This is a genomic window from Dyadobacter sp. BE31 (assembly GCF_031457695.1).
GTDB lineage: Bacteria > Bacteroidota > Bacteroidia > Cytophagales > Spirosomataceae > Dyadobacter.
This window is the reverse complement of sequence record NZ_JAVDXA010000001.1, coordinates 1,577,486-1,602,444: the sequence shown is the minus strand read 5'-3', so window position 1 is coordinate 1,602,444 and position 24,959 is coordinate 1,577,486. Positions and strand designations below refer to the sequence as shown.

General features: G+C 50.5%; 18 protein-coding genes. 11 read left to right on the top strand and 7 right to left on the bottom strand.

Annotated elements, in window-relative coordinates; all coding sequences use genetic code 11:
* Positions 1-32: 32 nt before the first annotated feature.
* Positions 33-536 (bottom strand): dihydrofolate reductase, encoded by a 504-nt coding sequence (locus tag J2Y43_RS06680; RefSeq protein ID WP_309980706.1) that lies wholly within the window; start codon positions 534-536, stop codon positions 33-35.
* A gap of 345 nt (positions 537-881) precedes the next feature.
* On the opposite strand from J2Y43_RS06680, the gene J2Y43_RS06675 reads away from it, so the two are divergent.
* The 3 genes from J2Y43_RS06675 (at position 882) to J2Y43_RS06665 (ending at position 4,591) form a co-directional block, all read left to right on the top strand.
* The gene (locus J2Y43_RS06675) at positions 882-1,256 is read left to right on the top strand and encodes a PadR family transcriptional regulator (protein ID WP_090151757.1); all 375 of its coding nucleotides are present in this window, start codon (positions 882-884) and stop codon (positions 1,254-1,256) included.
* A 29-nt stretch (positions 1,257-1,285) separates the two neighbouring features.
* Positions 1,286-3,826, top strand: a complete 2,541-nt coding sequence (locus J2Y43_RS06670) for a PspC domain-containing protein (protein WP_309980707.1) — start codon at positions 1,286-1,288, stop codon at positions 3,824-3,826.
* Positions 3,827-3,895: 69 nt separating this feature from the next.
* Positions 3,896-4,591, top strand: a complete 696-nt coding sequence (locus tag J2Y43_RS06665; RefSeq protein ID WP_309980708.1) for a head GIN domain-containing protein — start codon at positions 3,896-3,898, stop codon at positions 4,589-4,591.
* 85 nt (positions 4,592-4,676) lie between these two features.
* On the opposite strand, the gene J2Y43_RS06660 is transcribed toward J2Y43_RS06665, so the two are convergent.
* On the bottom strand, positions 4,677-5,780 hold the full coding sequence (locus tag J2Y43_RS06660; RefSeq protein ID WP_309980709.1) for a hypothetical protein: 1,104 nt from the start codon (positions 5,778-5,780) through the stop codon (positions 4,677-4,679).
* 131 nt (positions 5,781-5,911) lie between these two features.
* On the opposite strand from J2Y43_RS06660, the gene J2Y43_RS06655 reads away from it, so the two are divergent.
* The 6 genes from J2Y43_RS06655 (at position 5,912) to J2Y43_RS06630 (ending at position 10,707) form a co-directional block, all read left to right on the top strand.
* Complete coding sequence (locus J2Y43_RS06655) at positions 5,912-6,757, top strand: outer membrane beta-barrel protein (protein ID WP_309980710.1); 846 nt, start codon at positions 5,912-5,914, stop codon at positions 6,755-6,757.
* An 18-nt stretch (positions 6,758-6,775) separates the two neighbouring features.
* On the top strand, positions 6,776-7,294 hold the full coding sequence (locus J2Y43_RS06650; protein WP_223401820.1) for an acyl-CoA thioesterase: 519 nt from the start codon (positions 6,776-6,778) through the stop codon (positions 7,292-7,294).
* A 54-nt stretch (positions 7,295-7,348) separates the two neighbouring features.
* Positions 7,349-7,717 carry a Rid family detoxifying hydrolase gene (locus J2Y43_RS06645; RefSeq protein WP_223401822.1) on the top strand — a complete coding sequence of 123 codons (369 nt, stop codon included), beginning with the start codon at positions 7,349-7,351 and terminating at the stop codon, positions 7,715-7,717.
* 241 nt (positions 7,718-7,958) lie between these two features.
* Positions 7,959-9,509 (top strand): glutamate--tRNA ligase, encoded by a 1,551-nt coding sequence (gene gltX / locus J2Y43_RS06640; RefSeq protein WP_309980711.1) that lies wholly within the window; start codon positions 7,959-7,961, stop codon positions 9,507-9,509.
* 107 nt (positions 9,510-9,616) lie between these two features.
* Positions 9,617-9,874, top strand: a complete 258-nt coding sequence (locus tag J2Y43_RS06635; protein WP_309980712.1) for a hypothetical protein — start codon at positions 9,617-9,619, stop codon at positions 9,872-9,874.
* A gap of 53 nt (positions 9,875-9,927) precedes the next feature.
* Positions 9,928-10,707: a TIGR00266 family protein gene (locus J2Y43_RS06630; protein WP_106594214.1), complete on the top strand. Its 780-nt coding sequence runs from the start codon at positions 9,928-9,930 to the stop codon at positions 10,705-10,707.
* Positions 10,708-10,761: 54 nt separating this feature from the next.
* On the opposite strand, the gene J2Y43_RS06625 is transcribed toward J2Y43_RS06630, so the two are convergent.
* The 5 genes from J2Y43_RS06625 to J2Y43_RS06605 form a co-directional block, all read right to left on the bottom strand.
* A complete protein-coding gene (locus tag J2Y43_RS06625; protein WP_309980713.1) occupies positions 10,762-11,760 on the bottom strand; it encodes a hypothetical protein in 999 nt (332 codons plus the stop codon).
* 104 nt (positions 11,761-11,864) lie between these two features.
* The gene (locus J2Y43_RS06620) at positions 11,865-13,934 is read right to left on the bottom strand and encodes a T9SS type A sorting domain-containing protein (protein WP_309980714.1); all 2,070 of its coding nucleotides are present in this window, start codon (positions 13,932-13,934) and stop codon (positions 11,865-11,867) included.
* Positions 13,935-14,065: 131 nt separating this feature from the next.
* Positions 14,066-15,646 carry a RagB/SusD family nutrient uptake outer membrane protein gene (locus J2Y43_RS06615; protein WP_409014380.1) on the bottom strand — a complete coding sequence of 527 codons (1,581 nt, stop codon included), beginning with the start codon at positions 15,644-15,646 and terminating at the stop codon, positions 14,066-14,068.
* 26 nt (positions 15,647-15,672) lie between these two features.
* Positions 15,673-18,903, bottom strand: coding sequence for a TonB-dependent receptor (locus tag J2Y43_RS06610; RefSeq protein WP_309980716.1), 3,231 nt, complete (start codon positions 18,901-18,903; stop codon positions 15,673-15,675).
* Positions 18,904-19,603: 700 nt separating this feature from the next.
* Positions 19,604-20,695 (bottom strand): Gfo/Idh/MocA family oxidoreductase, encoded by a 1,092-nt coding sequence (locus tag J2Y43_RS06605; RefSeq protein WP_309980717.1) that lies wholly within the window; start codon positions 20,693-20,695, stop codon positions 19,604-19,606.
* 215 nt (positions 20,696-20,910) lie between these two features.
* Between J2Y43_RS06605 and J2Y43_RS06600 the strand changes: the two genes are divergently transcribed.
* Positions 20,911-22,950 carry a hypothetical protein gene (locus J2Y43_RS06600; RefSeq protein WP_309980718.1) on the top strand — a complete coding sequence of 680 codons (2,040 nt, stop codon included), beginning with the start codon at positions 20,911-20,913 and terminating at the stop codon, positions 22,948-22,950.
* Between the two features lie 15 nt (positions 22,951-22,965).
* Positions 22,966-24,900 carry a DUF3857 domain-containing protein gene (locus J2Y43_RS06595; protein ID WP_309980719.1) on the top strand — a complete coding sequence of 645 codons (1,935 nt, stop codon included), beginning with the start codon at positions 22,966-22,968 and terminating at the stop codon, positions 24,898-24,900.
* Positions 24,901-24,959 lie beyond the last annotated feature (59 nt).

The window sequence follows — 24,959 nt, the reverse complement described above, 5'->3', positions numbered from 1 at the left end:
TGCACAAGGATGGTCTGCAAAGACTGTCGGGCTTATGCCGGCTGTTTTCGGATATACAGGTTCATCGAAAACGAATAGGCATGATCGTCATCGGTGCCATGAAACTCCGAGCTTGCTAAATCCCAGTCGGCCAGGTCGAATACCGGGAAATACGCATCGCCTGCCACTTGTGCGTGTACAATGGTTAGATACATTCTGTCGGCAAGCGGAAGCATTTGCTGGAAAATACTTGCACCGCCTAATACGAATACGTCGGTTTCGCCGGAAAGTAACGCCAGCGCCTCGGAAATATCTTTGGCATATTCGGTACGGGGTTCGCCAGCGGCCGGTGGATTGGAAGTAATGATCACATTCCGGTATTCCGAATGCAGTGCGTCGGGAGCTTCAAAGCTCTTTCTACCCATGATGAACGCCTTGCCCGCAGTCACTTTCCGGAAATGCGCCCATTCATCGGGCAGGTGCCAGGGTAAGCTGTTGTTGAGCCCAATGACATGGTTCTCTGCCATGGCAGCGATGATATATAGTTGCTGTTTCATATTTAATGATTATTCTTTTTCTTCTTTTCTTCTTTCTTTCTTTTCTTCTTTCCTTCTCTCTCTCTCTCCATCCGTCGGTTGAAACCGACGGCAAAAGATAGTTTATTGCCCTCAGTTTTAACCGGCGGAGTATAGAGAAGGGTAGTGATTTGGCTGCGGCTTTTAGTAGTAAATCAATATTTAACCGATCGCCCATTTAAATTAACCATTCATCCCAACCGGAACATCTTTTTAACATGGTACCTTGCATCACAAAGTACCTGTGTATACCTTTGTATTGTTAGAAGTTTAAATTCTATCTGTTAGCCATGAACATATTCATTTAAAATTAACTCATGAAACCACATGAATATTGAAAATGCCCAAGTGCAGATGCGGAAGGGAATTTTGGAATTCTGCATCCTGCACATCATATCCCGGGGCGAAGTGTATGCCTCGGATATGTTGGATGAACTCACGTCCGCTCACATCATGGTGGTGGAAGGAACATTATACCCTCTTCTTACCAGGTTAAAAAACTCTGGCTGGCTGGATTATAAATGGGTGGAGTCGTCTTCGGGCCCTCCAAGGAAATACTATGTTTTGACGGATGAGGGGAAGGTCTTCCTGGACGCAATGCAAGCTACGTGGTTTGAGCTCGCCGACTCGGTGCAAACCGTGATTAAACGCACAGAGGAGTTGAGCAAAACGGCTTCAAGCAATCTTCCTGACCCTAACTGATCACTCAAAGACATTCGATTATTTCAATCATGAAAAAGACAATCAGCATAAATATAGGCGGCATTATCTTCCATATCGAGGAAGATGGCTACGAGAAACTGAAAGGGTATCTCGCCTCTATCCAGAAGTACTTTTCTTCATTCGCGGATAGCAAAGAGATCCTTTCGGATATTGAGGGGAGGATTGCGGAAAGGTTTCTGAATAAACAAAAAACGGAAAACAAGCAGGTAATTTCGCTGTCGGACGTCGATGAGCTGATCGCCGCCATGGGTACCGTGGCCGATTTCGAGGCGATCGAGGAAGGCGGGGAGTTCATTGCCGATCCGCTGGAAACGGCTTCCGCGCAAACATCGACGCCTAAGCAAGAGAGCTATTCAACCTACAATGCACCCAATCCGCCCAAAACAGAACCTGCAAAGCCCGGCACGCCCCGGAAACTTTACCGCGACCTTCGCCGGAAACTGCTCGGCGGTGTAGCGGCTGGCTTGGCGCATTATTTTACGATCGACGCGATTTGGGTAAGGCTTGCTTTCCTTTTCGCGGTGGTAGGCCTGCCGGCAGGTTCGGGTATGCTGGATATGAACGCGGAGGAAATCTTCGGACCTATTTCAGGGTTCAGTGTACTGGTTTACATTGCCATGTGGGTGGCATTCCCCGGCTCCACGACACTCGAAGAGGATGCGCATATCAAGAAATTTTACCGCGATCCGGACCGTAAGGTCGTAGGTGGCGTAGCGGCCGGTGTGGCCTCGTATTTCGGAGTAGACCTGGGCGTGGTGCGTTTTCTGTGGGTACTGTCGATCCTGCTGTTCGGAACGGGTTTCCTGATCTACATCGTGCTGTGGGTGATTGCGCCTAATGCGAATACGCTCACCGAAAAAATGGAAATGCAGGGGGAGCCTATTACCCTCTCCAATATTGAGTCGAACATCAAGCAGAGTCTCAATTTGGAAGAAAGAGGGGGAGAAGAGCATGTGGTTACCAAGATATTGTTGCTGCCTTTCCGTGCCATCGGGCTGGTTTTCTCGGCGCTGGGAAAGTTACTTAGAGGTCTCGGGCCTGTTTTGAGGGTGTTGATCGGCGCGTTCCTGATCGGGATGTCGGCCTTGGGACTGCTCGGCATTGTGATTGCCGCGGGCGTGGCACTGGGCCTCACCAGCGCCGGAGTATTCGACAACCTGCCGATCCCGATGCTGATTTACCAGGAATTGCCCGAAATACTGATTCTTTCCGGGATTCTGGTAGCCGCTATTCCTTTGGTAACCTTCCTTTTGCTGGGACTTACATTGGTTTCTAATAAAAGGATCGTCGGCGGAAGCGTGTGGCTCACATTACTGGGTCTTTGGATTGTGGGCGTGGTCGGCGCCACTGTCGGCGGGCTTAACTACCAGCGCAATTTTGCCAAAAGAGGCGAAGTGACCGAAACCACCTATTATGCGGTGCCGCGCGGGACGCTGACTTTGGATTACAATCATATATATGATGAAGAGAATATTGATGTAGATGTACGATTGGCCGGTTTCAATGCAGGCGACAGTATTAAGCTTGAAAAAACACTTCGTGCAAGAGGCCGCTCCCGCGAAGATGCAGAGAAGAATGCACGGGAGATCAAATATGACCCGAAGTTCCGCGATTCGGTTTTCGTTTTCACCGAAGGTCCGACGCTTTCAACCCGCACGCGGTTCCGCGATCAGGAGATCGATCTGACGGTGAATGTGCCTTATAATAAGCCTTTCGCCATGAAAAGGGACTTTTATCACCAATTGAACGATTGGGAGAGCAACCAGCAGCATCTGAAAAGATACAATCTGCATGACGCCGACGACGCGATCTGGAATAGCCTGATATGGGTTATGAAGCGCGATTCGGGACTGGTTTGTACCAACATTCCGCTGAAATACATCCGCAGCGAAAACAGCGAAGGCGATCAAGACGGTTATTCTTTTGAATACAACGACAACAGTGATCTTGAACTGGGCGAGCGCGGCAATTACAGCAAGCAATTCCCGGTTGCAGACTTCAAAAAAGTGGATATCGGCGGCGCATATTCGATTATCATCCGCCAGGGAACGGAATACAGCGTAACGGCCGATTCGGATAACCAGGAGAATATCGATGATATCAAAGTAGTGGTGGAAGATGGCGTCTTGCGTGTGAAGCGTAACCGCGAGCTTAACCTCTTCGATCATGAAAAATGGGAACGCATAGGCATCGTGATTACCATGCCGAGCATTGAAGACCTCTCGCTTTCCGGCGCTAACAAAACATTGGTAACCGAGTTCAAAGATGTGCCTAAACTGAATGTGGATATTTCGGGAGCTTCCAAAACAGAGCTGAATGTATTCGTAGATCAATTGTCGGTGAATGTCTCCGGCGCTTCGAAAGCTACGCTGAGAGGGTCGGCCAAGTCGGCTAAGCTCGATGCCCACGGAGCCTGCAAGGTGACGGCTACCGAAATGAATATCCAGAATGCGGAAGTGAGCGCTTCCGGTGCCTCGAAAGTGGAGCTGAGCCACGTGCCTAACCTGAACAAACATGCCAGCGGCGCGAGCAAAATCAATGTGCAGTAATATTTTGAATGCCGGTGCAACGTCGCCGGCATTCTTTTCATCTTTTCGGAAAATCTAACTTATTAAACCATGAAAAGAACGCAACTATTCCTTATTGCCGCCCTTTTGATCACCGCATTGTCGTGCCAGGTATCCGCGCAGGAGACCCGCAAATTCTCCGTTTCTGGTTTCAACAGACTTTCGATGGGCAGTGCATTCAAAATAGATGTGAAACAGGGAGGGAGTTTCAGCGTGACGGCTACCGGCCGTTCCGAAGACCTCGACGATATGGAATCGGCAGTGAAAAGCGGTACCCTGCATTTGGGCTATAAAAACAAAGGATGGAACAAAAACCGCAAGACCGTCGAGATCAGCATTACCATGCCGGCCCTCGAAGGCGTTGACTTTTCCGGAGCTTCCAAGGCCAATGTGGCCCGTTTCACTGGGGTAAAGAGTATGGAAATTGAAGTTTCGGGAGCATCTCAGGTGACGATGAGCGTTGCCGCTTCCAAGGTGGCTGTTGATCTTTCCGGCGCGTCGTCGCTCACGCTGACCGGCGAAGGCGACGTCCTGACCGGCGACGTTTCGGGTGCATCATCGCTCAAAGGCCGCGACTTTTCCGCTAAAACCGTCAATATCGATGCCTCCGGCGCCAGCAGTGCCGCAGTATTGGCCAGCAACACAGTAAATGCCGAAGCCAGCGGCGCGAGCAGCATCCGCTACTCCGGCGGAGCGAAGGACATTCATTCAAGCACCTCCGGCGCCAGCTCGGTCAAAAGAGATTAATGAGAATCATTTAATATTCACCACGAACTACAAAAAAGGCCTGCGGTTGCGGGCCTTTTTTGTTTATTTATGTCCTTGAGGATGTTCACGGACAATCTGTATACTTGTAGGTGAGTTTTGTGAAACCCCTGTTTACGCCGTTGTCGTTGTTCCAGCTGTCCATTTGGGTAGAAGGGTATTTGTTGGCATTGTAAGTATAAGTCAGGTTGATCGTTGCAATAAGGAGATTTTGCGTCTCCCAGCTCGTGGTCTCGATTTTTACCGGATTATTGACTTCGTCGTATCGCTGCCGGTTTTGAGGAGTGCCTGTTATGAACCAGGGCGTCGGTATACCTTTGTATGTAATGGAAATGGAACTTCCCGGCCTTGGGCTGTCGTCATACCAATATTGATATTGCGACCTTTTAATGTCATTCTTGGTTATATAGATTAACGTCAAATTCCCTTTCTGGTCGTATGTAAACTCCTGCGCGCTGCCGTCGGAGTTGGTAATCTTCTTCGTGAGTCCGTCTTTATACTCAAAAGTTTCAGTGTAGGGCCCATACATGTTGTTGCCGGTGATCGAGGTGATCAATCCGTTTTCATAATTGGTTATCGAATTCCATCCGGTCGATTCGGTAAAAATCAATGCCTTTAAATGGCCCTGCGAATCATATTGATAGACCTTTTTGTTCGTTAAAGTCGTGGTGATAGTGCCCAGGTTACTGGTCGTGTAGGCGACGGTCTGCTTGAAGCTGACCTCCTGCAACATGCCGTTTTCGTATCTAAAATCGGTTGTTTCCGAAGTTTCCGTATGCAGTTTCTTGGTCCGGTATTGCAGAAAGAAGATATCATCGGTTTCCGATTGCTGTTCGGTGACGTCGGTTCTCGTTATTTGCATGAGATAGCCGTCATTGTATGTGAAAATCGACTGATCGGAATCGGTGCTGGTGTACATATCGAGGCCTCTGGCGGTGTCGCGACGTACGTAGGTTCGCAGTGCCGAAATTTTCTTCGGATGGTGGTCGCTTGTTTGATCGATGTTGTAATCGTCGTTGAATACATTTTTTACGGCGCCGTTGTAGCTTTCCTGGACTTGGAAATACCCTTGATAAGTGCAGGAAGGTTGAGGTGGATGGTCTTCCAGTGAACAGGAGCCGACAACGAGCGGAATGAAGATGGCTTGCAGGTAGAACTTTAATTTCTTCATAGTTAGATGTGTGAATAGTAAATGGTTGCAAGTAAGACTCGTCAATGTAACTCGTATTAACTTCGCTAATTTGGGATAAATCAGTTTCTTTTACAACTTGCATCACTCAACACGCATTACTGACATCACACATGAGCCGAAAAATTTTACTTTCCTTCGCATTATTCCTGACCGTATTTCACCAGATGGCGATGGGGCAGGGCCGTTCCAAGTTCGGAGGACGCTATACCGATCCGTTCGGTGTGCTGAGCGTGACGGCGGGAGTAGGTGTGGCCTATTACATGGGTGATCTCAACGACGGCATTAATATGAAGCACCTCGGGCTCGGTCCGTCGGTGTCGCTGGGCGCGTTGTACAGGCTCACCGAGCACGTGAGCGCCCGCGGAGAGCTGCGTTTTTATCAGGTTTCGGGTGATCAGAAGTATTCCAAAAATTATCAGAATAACCTTTCATTCAAGACATTCAACCCGGATATTAACCTGGGTTTGCAGGCCGATTTGTTTGCCTATAACCGGCAGGCGCCGATCAATCCTTATTTGTTCGGAGGGGTAGGGTTCACGTACCTGAGCCCGAAAGCGAAACTGGGAGGCACCTGGTACAGCCTGCCCGAGCTTACAACCGAGGGCGTCAAGTACAAACGAATGCCGCTCGTATTGACCGCCGGTATCGGAGTTTCCATTAAAACTACCGAAAAACTGAGCCTCGGCCTCGAACTCTGTAATAACTTCGTCAATTCCGATTACCTCGACGACGTGAGCACGGTTTACCCTAACCCCGACCAGCTGCCGAGCGACATTGCCCGCGCGCTTTCCGACCGTGCGCCGGAAATCGGGGAGCAGCAGCGCCAGCCGGGCTGGAACCGTGGTAGCGCCAAAAGCAAAGACAGCTATTTGTTTTTGCAAGTGAGGGCAACTTATCTGATCGGCAACCGCGCCCAGAACCAGGAGCGCAAAAAGACCCGCTGCCCCAAGTTTTAAATACATCACCATATCAACATGCTGAAACCGAAAAAGCCCCATCAATCCGAAGTGACCATGACCGAAATGGTGCTTCCCAATGATACCAACACACTCAATAACCTGATGGGAGGAAGGCTGCTGCATTGGATGGATATTTGCGCGGCGATCTCGGCGCAAAAACACTCCAACCGCATTGTGGTGACGGCTTCTGTGGATAATGTTTCGTTTACCGAGCCGATCCGGCTTGGCAATATCGTGACCATGCACGCCAAGGTGACCCGGGCATTCAACTCTTCGATGGAAGTTTTTCTGGAAGTGTGGGCAGAGGATATTCCGGCCGGCCAGCGGGTGAGCACCAACCGCGCATTCTACACTTTCGTGGCGGTGGATCAGAACGGCCGGCCTATCGAAGTGCCGCCGCTGGAACCGGAGACACCCGAGGAAAACGAGTTATATCTGAGTGCCCTCCGCCGCCGCCAGTTGCGCCTCGTGCTCGCCGGCCGGTTGAATGCCGCCGAAGCCACTGAGCTAAAAGCGCTTTTTAAGGTAGAATAAGGCGGTATGCACGGCATAATTTGGTAATTTTGCGGCATTAACTCTATGTCACTTATGCCCAAACAAATCATATTTTCGGACAAAGCACCGGCCCCCATTGGTCCTTACAGCCAGGCTGTTAAAGTAAATGGTACTGTTTATGTTTCAGGGCAGATCGCCGCCGAGCTGGCGAAGTCCGGGGACATTAAAGCAGAGACCGGGATGGTTATGCAGAATATCGGGCATATCCTGGGAGCGGCCGGCCTAGGCTTTCAGAACGTTGTGAAAGCCAGTATTTTCCTCCGTGATATGAACGACTTCGCGTCTGTTAATGAAATCTACGGCAGCTTTTTTACCAAAGAACCTCCTGCCCGCGAGACGGTACAGGTAGCACGCCTGCCGAAGGACGTTAACGTTGAAATTTCCGTCGTTGCGGTTGAATAACGTCAGTTATGGTCAAGAGTGGTCAGGAAGTAGTCAGGTATGGTCAAGGGTAGTGAGGTAGGGTCAGTAAGTCAAGTAGTGAGAGGAGTGAGAGTTTAATAACAATGCTTGACAATCAATGACAGTACTTGACCGCGCGGCGGACCGCAATCAATGACTATTCATGACAACAAATGACAATACCTGACAATGTACGCTCGCGATGACAGTACCGAACCATTGAACTTAATTTTTTGAATAAATGAATAACAAACCTGTCAGGGTGCGTTTTGCGCCTAGTCCAACTGGTCCGTTGCATGCGGGCGGTGTGCGTACGGCCCTGTATAACTACCTGTTTGCCCGCCAGCAAGGCGGCCAGATGCTGCTTCGCATCGAAGATACCGACCAGAACCGCTATGTTCCGGGAGCCGAGGCATATATTCTGGAAGCGTTGGAATGGCTGGGTATCGGCATTGATGAAGGCCCGCAGCAAGGCGGCCCGCATGCTCCTTACCGGCAATCGGAAAGAAAAGAAATGTACCGCGAATATGCCGAAAGGCTCGTTCAGGAAGGAAAAGCGTACTATGCTTTTGACACTCCCGAGCAGCTGGACGATATGCGCAAGCGCCTGGAAGCTGCGAAAGTAGCTGCGGTGCAATACAATGCGATCACCCGCACGGAAATGACCAACTCGCTGACGCTCTCAGCCGAAGAAACAAAGGCACGGCTCGAAAGCGGTGATCCTTACGTGATCCGGATGAAGATACAGCCGAAAGAAGACGTTCGTTTCAACGACCTGATCCGCGGCTGGGTGGTGGTACACTCGTCGCAGATCGACGACAAGGTGCTTCTGAAATCGGACGGTATGCCTACTTACCATTTGGCAAACATCGTGGACGACCATTTAATGGGCATTACCCATGTGATCCGTGGCGAAGAATGGCTCCCGTCGGCTCCGTTGCACGTGCTGCTGTATCGTTACCTGGGCTGGGAAAGCACCATGCCGCAGTTTGCGCATTTGCCGTTGCTCCTTAAGCCGGACGGTAACGGCAAGCTCTCGAAACGCGATGCGGACCTGGGCGGTTTCCCGATCTTCCCATTGGAATGGACAGACCCTAATACCGGCGAAAAAGCCCGTGGTTTCCGAGAAGAAGGCTATTTGCCCGGTGCAACGGCCAACTTCCTCGCATTGCTGGGATGGAATGCCGGTACCGAGCAGGAGATTTTCAGCATGGATGAGCTCATTGCCTCATTCAGCTTCGACCGCGTGCATAAAGCAGGTGCAAGGTTCGATATTCAAAAGGCCAACTGGTTTAACCAGCAATACCTGAAACAACTGGACGATGCTGCGATCATCGAAGAGCTGAAACCATTGTACGCAGCGAAAGGCATTACTGTAAACCAGGATCAGCTCGTGCAGATCGTGCATTTGCTGAAAGACCGCGTACATTTCATCAAGGAAATCGTTTCGGAGTCGCTCTTTTTGTTTGCGGCGCCGGAGGAATACGACCAGGATGTAGTGATTAAGAAATGGAACGAGGAAGCGGTGAATGCGATCGGCGGTTTTAAAGACGCATTGATAGGCTTTGAAGGCAATTTCGTAGCACACGATATTAAGGAAGTACTTTCCGCGGCCATGGAATCGGCGGGTATCAAAATGGGCAAAATCATGCAGGCATTGCGCCTGGCGGTGACCGGCGCAGGCGCTGGCCCGGATTTGATGATCATCATGGAGATACTCGGTAAAGACGAGGTCGTGAAGAGGCTCGAAACAGCGCTCAGCCGCTTGTCAGCACAAATCAGGCTGGCGTAAGGCCGACGCAACCGCAGGATCAAAAACGATTGGCACGGCGGGGATCATTGCATATTTTCGTAACAAGTGAATAACGGACCGCACGGCGGCCCATTGGCATCAAACACATGGCTAAGAAAAAACAGTCGGAAACATCCAAGCCAGCACCTGAAAAACCACGCGTGCATAGGGACCTGGAAGGTTTTGATATCCAGATCAACTCGTTCGGTGAGATCACCACGAGCTTTGATATGGACCGTATCAATGAATTTTTGAATAAAAATGTGGATGATAAAAAACTCCGTGACCGGGAGGATATCCCCGGCCGAAAAACCCGGAAATCGAAGAAAAAGAGTTCCGAGGAAGAAGAAGAGGAGGAGGAATAACAGGCCGTCCACGCAGTTCATTTTGACCAACCTATAAAACTTTTTACGAAAAAATGATCTCACACGAAATCGATTACAAAATCATCGGCGACGACATTCAGGTCGTTGAAATCGAACTCGACCCGAACGAAACCGTGATCGCCGAAGCGGGTGCTATGCTTTTCATGGAAGACGGCATTCAGTTCGAAACCAAAATGGGCGACGGTTCGGAAGCGAACCAGAGCATTATGGGCAAGATTTTCCAGGCTGGAACCCGCTTGCTCACGGGCGAATCGCTGTTTATGACGCATTTTACCAACCGTGGTGTCGGTAAAAAGAAAGTAGCATTCTCGGCGCCTTACCCCGGGACGGTTATGCCGATCGATCTTTCGAAAATCTACGGAAACGAGCTGATCGTTCAGAAAGACGGTTTCTTGTGCGCGGCTATGGGCACGAGCATGAAAATCCATTTTAACCAGCGTTTCGGGTCGGGCTTGTTCGGTGGGGAAGGTTTTATACTTCAAAAACTGAAAGGCGACGGAATGGCCTTCGTGCACGCAGGCGGCGTGGTGATGGAGAAGCAGCTGAACAACGAAACCCTGCGGATCGATACCGGTTGCGTGGTAGCATTCGAGCAATCGCTGAGCTTCGATATTCAGCGTTCGGGTGGTTTGAAATCGATGGTATTTGGCGGAGAAGGAATGTTCCTGGCCACATTGCGCGGTACAGGCCGTTGCTGGATCCAGTCGATGCCGATATCCAAACTGATTCAGCGGCTTTCGGTTTACGGACCCAACAGCCGGAAAGAAAGCGGCTCGGTGATCGGAGGTTTGGGAAGTTTGTTTGAAGATTAATCTGCATTCATATTGATATAGGAGAGGCGAGCTTTACCAGGCTCGCCTCTCTTTTTATTTTAAAATATACACTCCCCGGCCGGTACCCAGCCATATTTCCCCGGTGAGGCTCTGGCCAAATGCAAAAATGCCTCCGCTTTCGTCGAGGTCTTTCAACTCCCATTTCCCGTTCCGGAAAATACCATATTCCTTATCGTCCCAGAATGCGGCCCATATCCGGTTGTCACGATCGACGAATACCTGCTGGGTCATATACACCTTTTTATCCTCTTCCGGCAGCTTGATTATCTGGGTTGATTGTCCGTTGAAACGGAATATCTGTGGGCGGCTTGGCGCAATGCTGCTCGAAAGTCCGTAGTTGATGGAAGCGAGCAAATCGTTGTTTTTGTCGGTTACAATATTGCCGTAATAGTAAGGGTTGAAACCGAGTTCTTTTTCGCCAAAAACATCCCATTTATCGTCTTTAATACGGACTATGGACGTAGCTGTAACTCCGTCGTTAAGTGCGATCCAGACGGTATTCTGCTGATCGATCGCAATGCCTCCTATCAGGTTGCCGGGAAGCTTGGAATTCTCGGGAGTGAATGCGGAAAAGCGTTTTCCATCATATTTTACCAAACCACCCTGGCGGGATGCGCCCGCCGAAAACCACACATTGTCGGCACCGTCGATGGCCACCGAACGCACCGCATTACGGGGCAGATTGTATTCGCCGGATCCGTACCGGGTGAATTTCGAACCGTCGTATTTGATCAGGTCGTCGGCTCCTAGCCACACATTGCCTTTTTTATCGATTTCGATATCCCAGATAGCCGCTTTGGTAAGAATAGAATTGGTGGAGTCAAATACTGCAATGCTCGTGCCGCTGTGCCGGATGAGCCCTTGACCGAGCGTACCGAGCCAGGCTGTACCCGATTTGTCGAAGGCGATGGAGATAACGTGGTAATCTTGCAGACTGGCGTCCGCAATTTCGAGCGGGACTGGGTTTTGGGTATCGTTCTTACAAGCATTCAGCAGAGCGAATGAGAGCACAATCAGTAGTATTTTTTTCATAGGGCAAGGGGTTTGCGGTTTGGGGAACGGAGAATCGACCTTAGGGACACGCCGTGTAAGGTGATAGTTGGAAGATGCTCATTATTAATAAGGTATGGGTTGTTTTAATTAAAAACAACGTTTCGAGAGCTGGTTTGCCCGTCCCAGGTTATTTGGAGAATGTACTTGCCGGCAGGTAATGGGTAACGCGGGCGAACGGAAACCAATCCGATGGCTTCACGTGAAGAGATTTGAACAGGGTGTTCACGACCCGCGGCGTCGAAAAGGCGGCAGGTAATGTCTGTTTCTGAGGTTGGAATAATGTAAAATTGCTGTTGCGTTACCGGGTTTGGGAAAACGGTCCAGGGTGCAGGGGCACCATCCCGGAATGCTGTGACAATCGTCGAATAGGCGGCCGCGCCATTTTCGTACACCATTTTGATTCTGTAAAAGATCGTCCCGCTGCCCGACTCGGTATCCGCGAAACTGAACACGCCCGACGAGCCGGCGGACAGGGCTGGTAAGGTTTCAAGATCCCTGTAATGCAAGCCGTCTGTCGTCCTCTGAACCGTCATCGAAGCCAGCCCGGGTGCCTGTGCTACGGCCCAGGCAACGTGGATATTGCCGCCTGCGTTTCGTAGGCCGATGGTATTCACGTATTCGATTGTCCGCGCGGAACGCTCTACATAAACCGGTTGGGAAACGCTGCCCGGCAAAACGTTGCCCGGCAGAGCGCTGCCCGGCAGCGTCGGATTCAAGCCTGTGAGCCGGATGCGGTATTGTCCGTCCGGCACTTCGGCAGGCATCCGGATTTTGAGCGGACTGGTATTGCCGGTGCTTATTTGAGCAACAAACTGCCCTTGCGCGTCCAGCAGCTCAGCGGCCATCTGCATTGTTACCGGGGCATTGCCTGTGATTGCAAAAGGCAGGTCGAATGCTGCGCCCGGGTATACACGTGCGGGCGTTACGCCTGTGTGTAATGCGTGCGCGGGCTGCAAGGGAATGGTTCGGGCAATCGCGGTGTCGGCCAGGCTTCTGTTCCAGGCTGCGGCTGCGAGGGTGAGCCCCTGTATGCCGCCGGGGACATTTTCAAAATGCGCCGAAGCAGGGCGCGGAATCTGGATGGTGTCGAGGTAAGGCCCCTGGAATGCATTGAAAGCGGGCAGGGCTATCAAGCGGTTCTGCGCATTCAGAACCGGCAGGTATGGATCTTTCAACTGGTTGCTGGCGGAGTTACGGGCAATGTACCAGGGTATATCGTAGCCCGAGTCCTTCCGGCTGTTCTGAATGAGCGTCCGGATTCCGTCGAAATATTGGGCCTCGTTAAATCCAAGCTGAGCGTCGTTTTCACCATGCGCCCACAGCACCGCGCGGACGCCCGTCAGGGATGTCATGTAACGCATCGTGTTGACGATATTGCTGTAAGGCTGCCTGTTGGGCCAGTATTTCCCTACATATAAGTTATAGGCGTCTTTGCCGGAGGCGGCGTCGCGATAATTTTCGGAGTTGGCAGCTGCCCAGGCGGTATTGAAAAACAGCACCGGGGTTTTCCATCTTCGAAACAGCAGGTCGCCCAATTCACCCCAGTACCACGAAGTTTCTCCGTTCGGAAAAATGTTGTGGCTGCTTTTGAGCGGCTCGAAGGAGGGAACAGTCATCGGGCCGTCGGGGGCCACGGTAATGTTTTCGTTGTTGAGGGTTTTGTTGATCGCATTAAAGGAAATCACATTCGAAGAAGCGTCTTTCGCACCGAGGCCGGGAAGGCCCATTGCATTGGAATTGCCGGCAATGAGGAAAACTTCACCTACACCCACGCGGGCGACCGTCGCCGAATCGGTGATTCCGTTGCTTGCCGTACCGGTCAGTTTGAGGCGGTACCAGCCGGTGCGGGCAGTGAATGCGATGTGCAGAAATCCCTGGGTCAGCTGGTCTGTTTCCAACAGCTGCTCTTGCGCAGTATTGGCATTTCCTTCGATGGGAATCAACGCAGCGCTGATCCGGGCGTACGGATAATGCGCGTAAGCGGTGACTGAAACGGAAGCCGCGCCCGATGCATTGCGCTGCATGACCTGGTTTGAAACCGGACTTGTGATCACCAGCTGTGCGTGCGCCGGCATCATACCCGCGAAGATGCACAGCAGGGGGAGCAAGCAATAGGCATGGCGTCCGGCAGCAGGGCAAATCCTATCCAACATCTGTAAATTGGTTTGGTAAACTTAGACTATGAATATAAACGAAAAATGGCTTTCGGGGGAGTATTGGTATAAGAACGAAAAAAACCGACCCTGAGATGAGGGCCGGTTTTTATAAAACAGATAAGAAAGTTCTAGTTGTAACCCGGGTTCTGAGGTTTCAGGTTCGGGTTGTTTCTCATTTCCTGGATACCTAACGGGAACAACAGGTGTTTTTCCAATAATGGAGCACCGCCGCTCACGTTCAGGTTTCTGTGACCAACGAAGTTGTCAAACTTCTTGGTTTCCTCATTGAACACTTTACGCAGACGTACCATGTCGAACCAGGTAATGCCTTCGTAAGCGAATTCATGCCAGCGCTCTTTCCAAACTGCCTCCTTGAAAGTAGCAGGCGTGTAAGTGCCGATGGCCGGAGTTTTCAACTTCGCGCGGTCACGGATGGCTTTGAATGCATCGTAGGCATCCTGATTAATAGTACCTAGTTCAGCTTGTGCTTCTGCGTACATGAGCAACACATCGGCATAGCGCATCTGGTTTACGTTCAAGTTGTTCAAACGCGTAGGGGTAATGCCAGGGCCACCCAATGCTGCGATGTTGAAGTACTTGAATACGTAAGGAGCGCCCAGGTCGAATTTATCACCGGTACCATTGGTATAGTAGGTGGTGTAGAACCAGCCTTCCTGATCTTTGGTACGAAGGTCGCCCGTCTCGTAAGAGTTATAGAACGACAGCGTAGGCACGGTGCTGCCCGTTCCGCTAGGTCCTGCATAAGTTACCGCCTTGAAGTTCGGGAAGAAGTCGTTAAGCGGGAAACCTTGTACCACGGTGTTGTACTGAATCTGGAACAGGTGCTCCATACGGTTTTTCAGTTTCTCGTCATGCAGCTCTTTGTATGTAGCGAACAAGCCCAGCGTAGAAGGGTTGGCCTTGGCATAGGTGATCACTTCAAACGCTTTATCAGCCGCAAGCTTGTAATGCGACTGCCCTTTCGACAACGGGAAACCAGCCATCGTCAGGTACACTTTCGCCAGATAAGCTTTTACCGCCATTTTGGACACACGTCCGTTGGTATTGAAATCAGCCAGGCCGGCAGCTTCCGCAGCTTGAAGATCTTCTACGATCAGTTTGTAAACTTCCTCCTGGGATGCTCTGGAAGGGAAGAAATCCTCTGAGCTTGCAGTTTGCGGCTTGGTGATCAAAGGCACATCACCCCACAATCTTACGGCATAGAAGTAAGCCCATGCGCGAAGGAAACGCGCTTCACCGAGCAGTCTCACTTTCTGAGACTCGTTGGCAGCAGGGAACTGGATACCCGGGATCTTTTCGATAGCCAGGTTCGCATTCGCGATCACTTTGTAAACACCGTTCCACCAGTTGCTGATGTGTCCGGTATTGCCATCGTAAATGAGGGCATACAGGTTGTTCAGGTCGGAATTCTGACCTGTTTCCGTTGTAGCGGTACCGGTAGGTGCTTCGAGCATTTGCCAGTTCGCAGAGAAAATACCGGCACCGTCACCAAAGAAGCGGGTATCCGCATAAATGGACGCCACCGCTGCTTCGGCGTGGTCAGGAATGGTATAGAAGGTATCCGGTTGAAGGTTCGACGGATCCTGCTCATCCAGGAAGTCGGAGCAGGCTGTCGGTCCCAGCAGGATTGCTCCGCAGAGCAAAAGTTGATAGAATTTTTTATTATTGAGTTTCATGCTGAATGTCATTTTGAATGATACAACGGTCCCGTCGATTAGAATGCAACCTGAATTCCACCCAGGAAAGTAGTTGGCTTAGGATAGCTGTGCCAGATCATACCTTGTGAGAACACGTTGTCGCCATCGCCACCACGGATAGGAGTCTGCTCTGGGTCGCCAAACGGATATTTGCTGATGATGAAGAAGTTTTGAGCAGACACGTAAAGTCTCAGTTTGCTCATTTTCAGCTTGCTCGCAAGTTCCGATGGGACGTTGTAGCCCAGCAACAGGTTCCGGCCACGAATGAACGAGCCGTCGAAGATCCAGCGAGTATCGACGTTGGTCACGTAACCAGCTTTGGTATCGCGAACCTGTGCGATCGGCGTGTTCTGGTTTTGTGGAGTCCATGCATCCAGTACGGTAGTGTAGCTGTTAGCCAATGCCTGGCGGTCTTCGCTGGCGTGCAGGTTCATGTCCATCAGGTCGTTTCCGTACGAGAATTGCAGGTCGAGGGTCAAATCGAAGCCCATGAAACGCAGGCTGTTGGAAAGTGATCCCCATCCTTTCGGAGAACCATTACCAATAATGCCGCGGTCGGCGTCGGTGATCGCATTGTCGCCGTTCACATCCTTGTACTTGATATCACCTGGCAGCATTTTCAGGTTACCGCGGTAGCTGGTGAATTTGGCAGCCTGGTCGGCTTCCGCTTCGCTCCATGTACCCAGACGGGTCAATCCCCAGAATGCACCCGCAGGCTCACCGATGCGGATTACGCTCGTTTGGTTGGTGATAGAAGGACCACCCACTCCGAAGATGTCAGCAGGAGTTGCCAGCGCCAATACCTTGTTTCTGTTGAACGAGATGTTGAAGCTGGTGTTCCATGAGAAGTTCTGCTTTTCAATGTTCACCGTGTTCAAACCAAATTCGAAACCTTTGTTCTCCATGGAACCGACGTTACGACGAATGGTCGCGTAGCCGCTTGTACGTGGTACAGGCGCATCGAGGAGCATGTCGGTAGTTTTGCGGTAATAGTAATCTGCTTCCAAAGAGATTCTTCCTTTGAGGAAACTGATTTCCAGACCACCATCCGTCTGAGCGGTTTTTTCCCAGCGCAAATCGCTGTTGGCAAGCCTGTTGATACCGGTTCCACCGAAGCGTGTATCGCCGTAAACCGCCGCATAGTTAGAACGCAGCAAGCCCAGTGACGAGTAGGCAGGAATTTCCGAGTTACCTGTCAAACCGTAGCTGGTTCGGAGTTTCAGGCTGGAAATGATCGGGTTGCCTTTCAGGAACTCTTCGTCAGACACTTTCCACGCGAGGGCCGCTGATGGGAAGAATGCAAACTTGTGGTTATCACCGAATTTCGAAGAACCATCCGCGCGGCCTGTCACTGTTACCAGGTATTTGTCAAGCAAGGTATAGTTCAAACGACCGAAGTACGAGTTAAACGCGAAACGTGATGCACCTGATACGTAAGGGTTAGACGAAGGCGCCACAGAGCCTGCGGCAAGGTTGTCGAACCCGTAATAGTCCGTCGAGAAGTTCTGAGAAGCTACGTTTGTCGTTGTCACATTGGTTTCCTGCCATGAAATACCCGCAAGGGCGTTGATCGAGTGGATACCGAATGTTTTGTTATAGGTCAACAAGTTCTCCCAAGACCAGAACGTCTCTTTTCTGTTTTCTTTTCTGGCAGTACCCAGTTCGTTAGGCGTCAATGTACGCGTCTGTGACTGGTTCACTTCCTGGTTGATCACGTTCACACCCAATACCGAACGGAATTCAAGTCCTTTTGCAAGCGTAACGTTTCCGTAAAGGCTACCCAGGGTAGTTTGGGTATTCAGGTTGTATTTGCGGCCCATCAAGCGGTGTACCGAGCTGAATGAACCCTCAGCACCAGGATAATCGCGGTTGTTAGCATAAGAACCATCCGGCCATTTCACAGGAAGGAAAGGAAAGTCTTCTACCATTTGACGAGGTACCGCGTCGTTAATATCGACAAGGTTCTCAGCCTGGTTGTTGTAGCTCAAAGTACCACCCAGACGCAACCATTTCTTCACCTGGTCGTCGATGCTGAAACGGGTTGCATAGCGTTTCAGGTAAGACGTTTTGATCAAACCCTGGTCGTCGCGGTAGTTGAGTGACAACGAGTAAGTTGTTCTTTCGTTACCGCCGCTGAAACCAAGCTGGTGGTTTTGAGAAACGCGGTGCTGGGTCGATTCTTTGAACCAGTCGGTGTCGTAGTTGGGAGCAAATGTACCGTCAGCGCGTTTGGTGAACACGTCGGGGTGAGCAGCCAACAATTGAGCACGACGGACGAGCGGATCGTGGGTTTTGTATTTACCTGCATCCCAACCCGCCTTGTCAAACTTCTCCATGTTCTTGTAAGCGAGGTCTTCCACGTCCATATATTGCTGGGCGTTCAATACTTTCGCTCTCTTCGGACCGGCTGTCGGCACGCTCAGGTCGAGACCGTAAGTAATGGTGCTTTCGCCCGATTTACCTCTTTTGGTGGTAATCATGATTACCCCGTTGGCACCACGCGCACCATAGATCGCTGTCGACGAAGCATCTTTCAATACCTCCACCGACACGATGTCGTTCGGGTTAATGAAGTCGATCGCCTGGCTTTGCTGGTTCTGGTTACCCTGAGGAAGCATTACACCGTCCACTACGTACAACGGGTTGTTAGACGAGTTGATGGAGCTGAAACCGCGGATACGCACGTTGGCACGACCACCCGGGCGACCCGAGTTGACGTTCACCTGTACACCCGAGATTTTACCTTGCAATGCCTGGTTCAAAGATGGAGCCGGGCGTTCCCGCAGTTGTTCCTCTTTCACGGAACCTACCGATCCCGTAAGGTCGGATTTCTTGGCGGTACCGTACCCGATCACGACTACTTCACTAAGCGCCTTGGAATCAGGAGCCAACGAAATGTCGAGAGAAGTGCGGTTACCAACGGCTACTTCCTGACTGATGTAACCTACAAAACTGAAAACCAGCGTAGCATTGTCGGGTACAGAAAGTGTATAGTTACCTTCTCCGTCGGTGGTAGTACCACTGCTGGTACCTTTCACAACCACGTTCACACCCGGAAGACCGTCGCCGGTTTCTTTGTCGGTGATCTTTCCTTTGAGTGTTTTATCGGCGCGGATCGTAGTTGTAATACCGGAGTTGGCGAGGGCTGCGTTCACCAGCAATGGGCTTGCGAGCGCGGGCAGAAGCAATAGAGAGTTACGGATGCTCCGCATTTGGAGCAACCATGGGTTGGTATCGGTAATTTTCATGTAGTAAGGCTTGTTAAACGTTTTTCATGCAGTCTTGGAAAACACGTAGAATTTTAGTCTCAGATCTCTGTTCGTTAGGCTTTTGCGTTTTTTGTTTAATCATAGTTTGCGGTTTACAGTTAAAATGTTTCGGTGAGTAGTTTAATAGTTATAGTTGGTATTCGATAAATCACATTCCAGTACGGCCGTAACTATCCTTGCCAAGGTTTTTGAATCACATCATGATCACGAGTCCTGACAGCACTATGTCAAAAAAGGGCAAAAAGATACGTTACGTTTTCTCTGACGGAGGATGGAATGGACGGCGGATGTTCGGGACTGCAACCGGTCATCTGCCAGGTAAATGCTTCAAAAAGTCAGTGGCGTCAGTTTGGTATTACTAAAAGTCTTTAAGAAAACGCGTTGCAATATTATAATATTTAACAATAGATTTCGAATAAAGCAGGCGGAAAAATGAAGAATTATTTATGCAAACGTTTGCATAGTGATTATACGAAATTGTCATTTTCTTACGAAAAATCAACCACTTAGAGGTTAATTTTGGATAAAAACAATGTTAATTTTCACTTCCGGCATCCGCTGAGATTTTGGTTAAAATCCTATAATAATGAAGTGTAACCGACCGGTTTTTTGCTAAAATACTATAAAAAAAAGCCCTGCTCCGAACGTTCGGAGCAGGGCTTTGAAAATGAACAGGAGATCAGGCCAGATCGACCGTGCGGCCGGTCTTCACCGATTCGTCGCACGCGAATGCAATCTGCAAGCTGGTCACGGCATCCTGCAAGTGGTCGGTAAGGTCGAGGTCTTCGCTGATCGCCCGCAGGAAATAGCGCTGCTCGCGGTTACAAAGTTCCTGGTGATCCGGCTCGTCTTCGAGGTTAATCCAGGTATCTTCCTTCGCGAATTCGTCAGAGCCGTTCAGGTCGGCATGGTGTACACGTATCGATTCGGTTTTCGTATGTGCTTCTACCGAAGAGGATTTTCCGGTCCCGCCCGCATCTTTGGCGACGATTGAAGCCGAACCTTTCGGTCCGATCACATCTTTCACAAAGAATGCCGTTTCGCTGATCATCGGGCCCCAGCCGGCTTCGTACCAGCCTACCGAGCCATCTTCAAACCAGATTTGCAGCTGTCCGTAGTTGTAGTTTCCTGCCGGGATATCTTCGGTAAGGCGGGCGCCGATCGCATTCACGCGGAGCGGCTTCGAGCGGGTCATCTGGCACATGACGTCGATGTAATGCACGCCGCAATCCACGATCGGGCTAAGGCTCTTCATCAGGTTGCGGTGCACACCCCACATATAGCCGTGGCTTTGCTGGTTGAGGTTCATACGCATGACCAGCGGCTTGCCGAGGCCCTGTGCTTCCGTTACAAAGCGTTCCCACGATGGGTGTACGCGGAGGATATAACCTACCACTACTTTCTTATTCGCTTTTTTGGCAGCCTCCACCACACGCTTCGCACCGTCAACAGTGTCGGCAAGCGGTTTCTCGATAAATACGTGGGCGCCGGCTTCGAGTGCCTTAATCGCGAAATCCTCGTGGGTATCAGGGTAAGTCGAGATACAAACCGCGTCGGGCTTCGTCTCTTTCAATGCCGTTTCGTAGTCATTGAAAAGGGCATAGCCGCCGCCTAATTTTTCATTGAGGACTTCCTTGCTTTTTCCGGTCGAAACGATCCCGCAGATCTCGAAACCATCCAGAAGCTGGTAGGCAAAGGCATGGGAAGCACCCATGTTCCCGCAACCGACTACCAGTACGCGGATGGGGCTTTCGTTTTGAAAAGATGACATAGATTAAAGATAAATGTTAAGATTATGGGTTAGCAGGAACAAAGGCATGCAACATTACAGCCTGGTTTGGGTGTCAAAATTAGGCATTAAAATCCGTATTCGTCCAGTTTCGTTCCAAGTGAAAAAAAATCCCGTTTCGGTGATAAAATTCTCTTTGAAAATCGAAATAAGTGTACGATAATGCATGAATTTTGTTACTCCTCACCTACTTGTTCATGACTAACTCTTTACTTCCTATCAGACTGTCCGGTCTGTGCCGCAGGAACGTTTTGTCCATCCCATTCCTGTTGTTTTTCTTCACTTTTCAAGCTTTCGCGCAAGATGAGTTCAAACCCAAACTGGGCCTGATCGACCGTGCTTCGCTCGAAATGATCGCTTACCCCGGCGATAGTACTGCCGATGCCGTTTACCTGTACGATTACGGCAAAGTCACATTCTCCTACGACAACCTCAAAGGCCTGCTCATGACGACCAATATCTGGGTCCGGATCAAGATCCTGAAAGAGTCGGCGCTCGACAGGGCCTCGGTGGCCATTCCGCATTATATGGGTTCCAGCTACAAGGAGCAGGAATGGATCGACGACCTGAAAGGCTACACTTACAACCTCGATAATGACCAGATCGTCCGCACAGAGCTGGAAAAGAAAGCCATCCGTCGCGAGAAAACTTCCGACACCCGGACTACTGTTAAGTTTAACCTTCCCAATGCCAAAAAAGGTTCGATCATCGAATACTCGTACTCGCTCGTTTCACCGTTGACCGTAAGGCATGAGCCTGATATGTGGGCTTTCCAGGGATCGACACCACGCAAATGGAGTGAATACAACATTACCATACCGGGTTTTCTGGACTACAAAATGACGATGGGCGGATACCTGACGCTCGATATCCACAAGCAGCAGCCGGAAAACGTGTCGGTTGGCCACTCGACCTATGACGGGCCCGGAATAGCCTACCGGTTTGTGATCAAAGACGTCCCTGCATTTGTGAATGAACCTTACATTACGACGGCGTCGGACTACATATCCAAAATCAACTTCGAGCTGGCGAGCATTACGATACCCGGAGAGATGAAGAAGAACTTTTCGCAAACCTGGGACAATGTGGAGCGGACGCTCGACGAAGCCCCCTGGTTTGGGGGTGAGCTGCGGAAAAGTAGTTTCCTGAAAGAAGTCCGGGATGAAATCACCGCGAAAACAACCGATCCGGCCGAACGCATGAACCTGGCTTACAAGCATATCCAGAACCACATGAAATGGGACGGCTACTCTGGCTTGTTTTCCGATACCGGTATTAAAAAAGCCTATGACAACCGAAAAGGCAATGCATGCGACATTAACCTGATGCTGACCGTGCTTCTCCGGGAGCTGGACCTGGAATGTAACCCTTTCCTGCTGAGCACGCGCTCGCACGGGTACCTTCACCAGGAGATCCCGATGATCGAGAGTTTCAATTACGTGGTGGCGCATGTTAAGATAGGCGAGAAAACGTATTTCCTGGACGCGTCAGAATCCTACACCAAGGCGGGTATGCTTCCGGAAAGAGCGTTGAATGGTTTTGGAAGGCTGATCCCGAAAAAAGGAGCGGGTAAGTTTCTGGAAATCATTCCGGGCGATTCACAAAGCAAACTGGAAATGATCACTGCCACCGTCTCGCCTGAGGAGGGGACAATGAAGGGTACTTACAGTATTTCCTACGGTGGCTACGAAGCACTCGACTGGCGCTCCGAATATGCGGCCGGAGCCGATAATGCAGTGCATGACGCATTAAAAAAAGAGGTGCCGGAATGGAAAATCCAGAATGTAAGTATCAAAAACAAAACGGAAGACCTCAAAGGCACCGTGAACGTCAGCTGCGATTTTGAGGCGGAGGATGAAAATGCTTCGCCGGGCGTGTTGTACTTCAATCCTATTATGGCTGGCCGTTGGACGAAGAACCCATTTAAATCCAAAGAGCGCATTTATCCGATCGATCTCGGAACGGGCATTTCAGCCTCATTCATCGGTAATTTCACATTGCCCGAGGGGTATGCTTTGGAGGAAATGCCGAAGGCGGAGATTGTGGTGCTGCCCGATAAGGGAGGTAAATTCTCTTACCAGGTGCGGCAGGTGGGCAATATCATCCAGGTCAACACGATGATCCAGGTGAGCCGGACCCGTTTCATGCCCGAAGAATATCCGGATCTGAAAGAGTTTTTCGAGCGTGTTGTGCAGAAGCACGCACAGCAATTGGTGATCAAGAAAAAGAACATTTAATATCCTCCTGTTTTCATGCAAAAATTAAAAATATCGGTCAGGCACGTGATAGCTGTGTGCCTGCTGTTTCCGCTCGGTGTTTCGGGGCAGTCGGATTTTAATGTAGATAAAATCAATCCTGCATTAATAAAGGATGCAAATGCTGTGGTGCGGGTGGATGAACTGATTTGGGAAATCAAATCGCAAGGTGAGGCCATTCAGAAGATCAGGACGGTAGTCACGATTTTGAATGAAACCGGGGAGGAAAAACACGGAGCGCTGTTCGTGCGGTACGACAAGTTCACGAAGATCTCCGATATCAGTGGAACCCTGTACGATGCGGGTGGCAAGCAGGTCAAGAAGCTGCGTAACTCCGATATCGAGGATTACGGCTATGGCTCAGGTGGTGACGATATCAGCGACGCCCGTGTGAAGCTCGCGAATTTCGGGAAGAAGAGCTATGCCTATCCCTACACGATCGAGTACGTATACGAGGCCCGCAAGCGTAACATGATGATGTACCCATGGTGGACGCCCGTGTCGGACGAGAAATCGGCGGTGGAGCTCTCGACTTACAAAATCAAAGCGCCCGCAGGATTTAAATTCAGGTATAAGGAATACAACGACGCCCCCGCGGTGGTGAAGTCGACAGACGCCGATGGGAGCGATCTGTACCAATGGACGCTCAAAGATTATGCCGTCAGAAAGTCGGATGATTTTTACCCTCTGCCCCAGGAAGACCGTGTGCCGCACATGATTGTGGCGCCTTCTGAGTTTGAGGTGCAGGATTATAGGGGCAATTTCAATACCTGGGCAGATTTCGGGAAGTTTTACCATTCGCTGAATGCCGGAAGGGATGTGCTGCCGGCCGGTACACTTGCGGAGATCAAGAATGTGGTGAAAACGGCCAAGTCGGACCGGGAGAAGGCCGAATTGATATATAAATGGATGCAATCGCGCTCGCGCTACGTGAGTATTCAGCTGGGGATCGGCGGCTGGCAGACGATCGACGCTACCACGGTGGCGAATACCGGCTATGGTGACTGCAAGGCCCTGACCAATTTCACGCTTGCTGCATTACGATCGGTTGGTATCCAGGGCTACACCGCATTGATCGCCGCCGGAAAAGATGAGCAAATTAAATCCGACTTTCCGAGTAACCAGTTTAACCACGCCATTGCGTGCGCATTGGTGGATAAGGATACATTATGGCTCGAATGTACAAGCCAGACTACAAAGCCCAATTTTATGGGTTCCTTCACGGGCGGGCGCTACGCATTGCTCGTGACGCCCGACGGCGGTAAGCTCGTGCGTACGCAAGACTATAAATCAGGACAGAACGTGCGGAACAGCCATGCGATGGTGAAGCTCGGCGAGACGGGCGACGGCGTGGTGGACGTGCAGGTGCTGTATACCGGCTTGCAGCACGAGAGCCGCGCGAGTGTGATCAACAGCGGGTCCAAGGAAGAGCAAAAGAAATGGCTTTTGAACCACATTAACCTGCCCAGCCTCGATTTGCAGCGCTTTGAACTGACCCAGGGGCCAGATCCCTCCGTGACGGAAAAGCTGACATTGAATGTGCGCAACTGTGCTACCAAAACGGGTACCCGGCTGTTTGTTAAGCCGAGCCTGCTGAGCCGGCCATTGGAGCTTCCTTCTGTGAGCGAGCGTTCATCGGATTTCTACCTGCCGGTTTCGGAATACAACTTTACCGATCTTGATACTATATCATATGAAGTTCCGGCCAACTATAAATTGGAAACTACATTGCCCGCATTCCAGATTGCTTCCGCATTTGGCAATTATGAACTGAAAACTACCTATGAGAACAACAAGCTCATTTGCGCGAGGAAAGTGGTAATGAACGGCGGACGCTACGGATCGAAGGATTTTGCGGCCTGGGTCGATTTTCTGAAAAAGATCAGAAAGGCGGACAGGGCGCAAGTGGTGTTTGTTGAAAACAAGCTTTGAGGCGATTTTGGAGAGTATGTTAAAATATGTAAGGAATTGATTAAAACATGTGAATATCC

Coding starts and splice junctions, on each gene's coding strand:
- J2Y43_RS06680 (WP_309980706.1), bottom strand. CDS start 536: ATGAAACAGCAACTATATATCATCGCTGCCATGGCAGAGAACCATGTC.
- J2Y43_RS06675 (WP_090151757.1), top strand. CDS start 882: ATGAATATTGAAAATGCCCAAGTGCAGATGCGGAAGGGAATTTTGGAA.
- J2Y43_RS06670 (WP_309980707.1), top strand. CDS start 1,286: ATGAAAAAGACAATCAGCATAAATATAGGCGGCATTATCTTCCATATC.
- J2Y43_RS06665 (WP_309980708.1), top strand. CDS start 3,896: ATGAAAAGAACGCAACTATTCCTTATTGCCGCCCTTTTGATCACCGCA.
- J2Y43_RS06660 (WP_309980709.1), bottom strand. CDS start 5,780: ATGAAGAAATTAAAGTTCTACCTGCAAGCCATCTTCATTCCGCTCGTT.
- J2Y43_RS06655 (WP_309980710.1), top strand. CDS start 5,912: ATGAGCCGAAAAATTTTACTTTCCTTCGCATTATTCCTGACCGTATTT.
- J2Y43_RS06650 (WP_223401820.1), top strand. CDS start 6,776: ATGCTGAAACCGAAAAAGCCCCATCAATCCGAAGTGACCATGACCGAA.
- J2Y43_RS06645 (WP_223401822.1), top strand. CDS start 7,349: ATGCCCAAACAAATCATATTTTCGGACAAAGCACCGGCCCCCATTGGT.
- gltX (WP_309980711.1), top strand. CDS start 7,959: ATGAATAACAAACCTGTCAGGGTGCGTTTTGCGCCTAGTCCAACTGGT.
- J2Y43_RS06635 (WP_309980712.1), top strand. CDS start 9,617: ATGGCTAAGAAAAAACAGTCGGAAACATCCAAGCCAGCACCTGAAAAA.
- J2Y43_RS06630 (WP_106594214.1), top strand. CDS start 9,928: ATGATCTCACACGAAATCGATTACAAAATCATCGGCGACGACATTCAG.
- J2Y43_RS06625 (WP_309980713.1), bottom strand. CDS start 11,760: ATGAAAAAAATACTACTGATTGTGCTCTCATTCGCTCTGCTGAATGCT.
- J2Y43_RS06620 (WP_309980714.1), bottom strand. CDS start 13,934: ATGTTGGATAGGATTTGCCCTGCTGCCGGACGCCATGCCTATTGCTTG.
- J2Y43_RS06615 (WP_409014380.1), bottom strand. CDS start 15,646: ATGACATTCAGCATGAAACTCAATAATAAAAAATTCTATCAACTTTTG.
- J2Y43_RS06610 (WP_309980716.1), bottom strand. CDS start 18,903: ATGAAAATTACCGATACCAACCCATGGTTGCTCCAAATGCGGAGCATC.
- J2Y43_RS06605 (WP_309980717.1), bottom strand. CDS start 20,695: ATGTCATCTTTTCAAAACGAAAGCCCCATCCGCGTACTGGTAGTCGGT.
- J2Y43_RS06600 (WP_309980718.1), top strand. CDS start 20,911: ATGACTAACTCTTTACTTCCTATCAGACTGTCCGGTCTGTGCCGCAGG.
- J2Y43_RS06595 (WP_309980719.1), top strand. CDS start 22,966: ATGCAAAAATTAAAAATATCGGTCAGGCACGTGATAGCTGTGTGCCTG.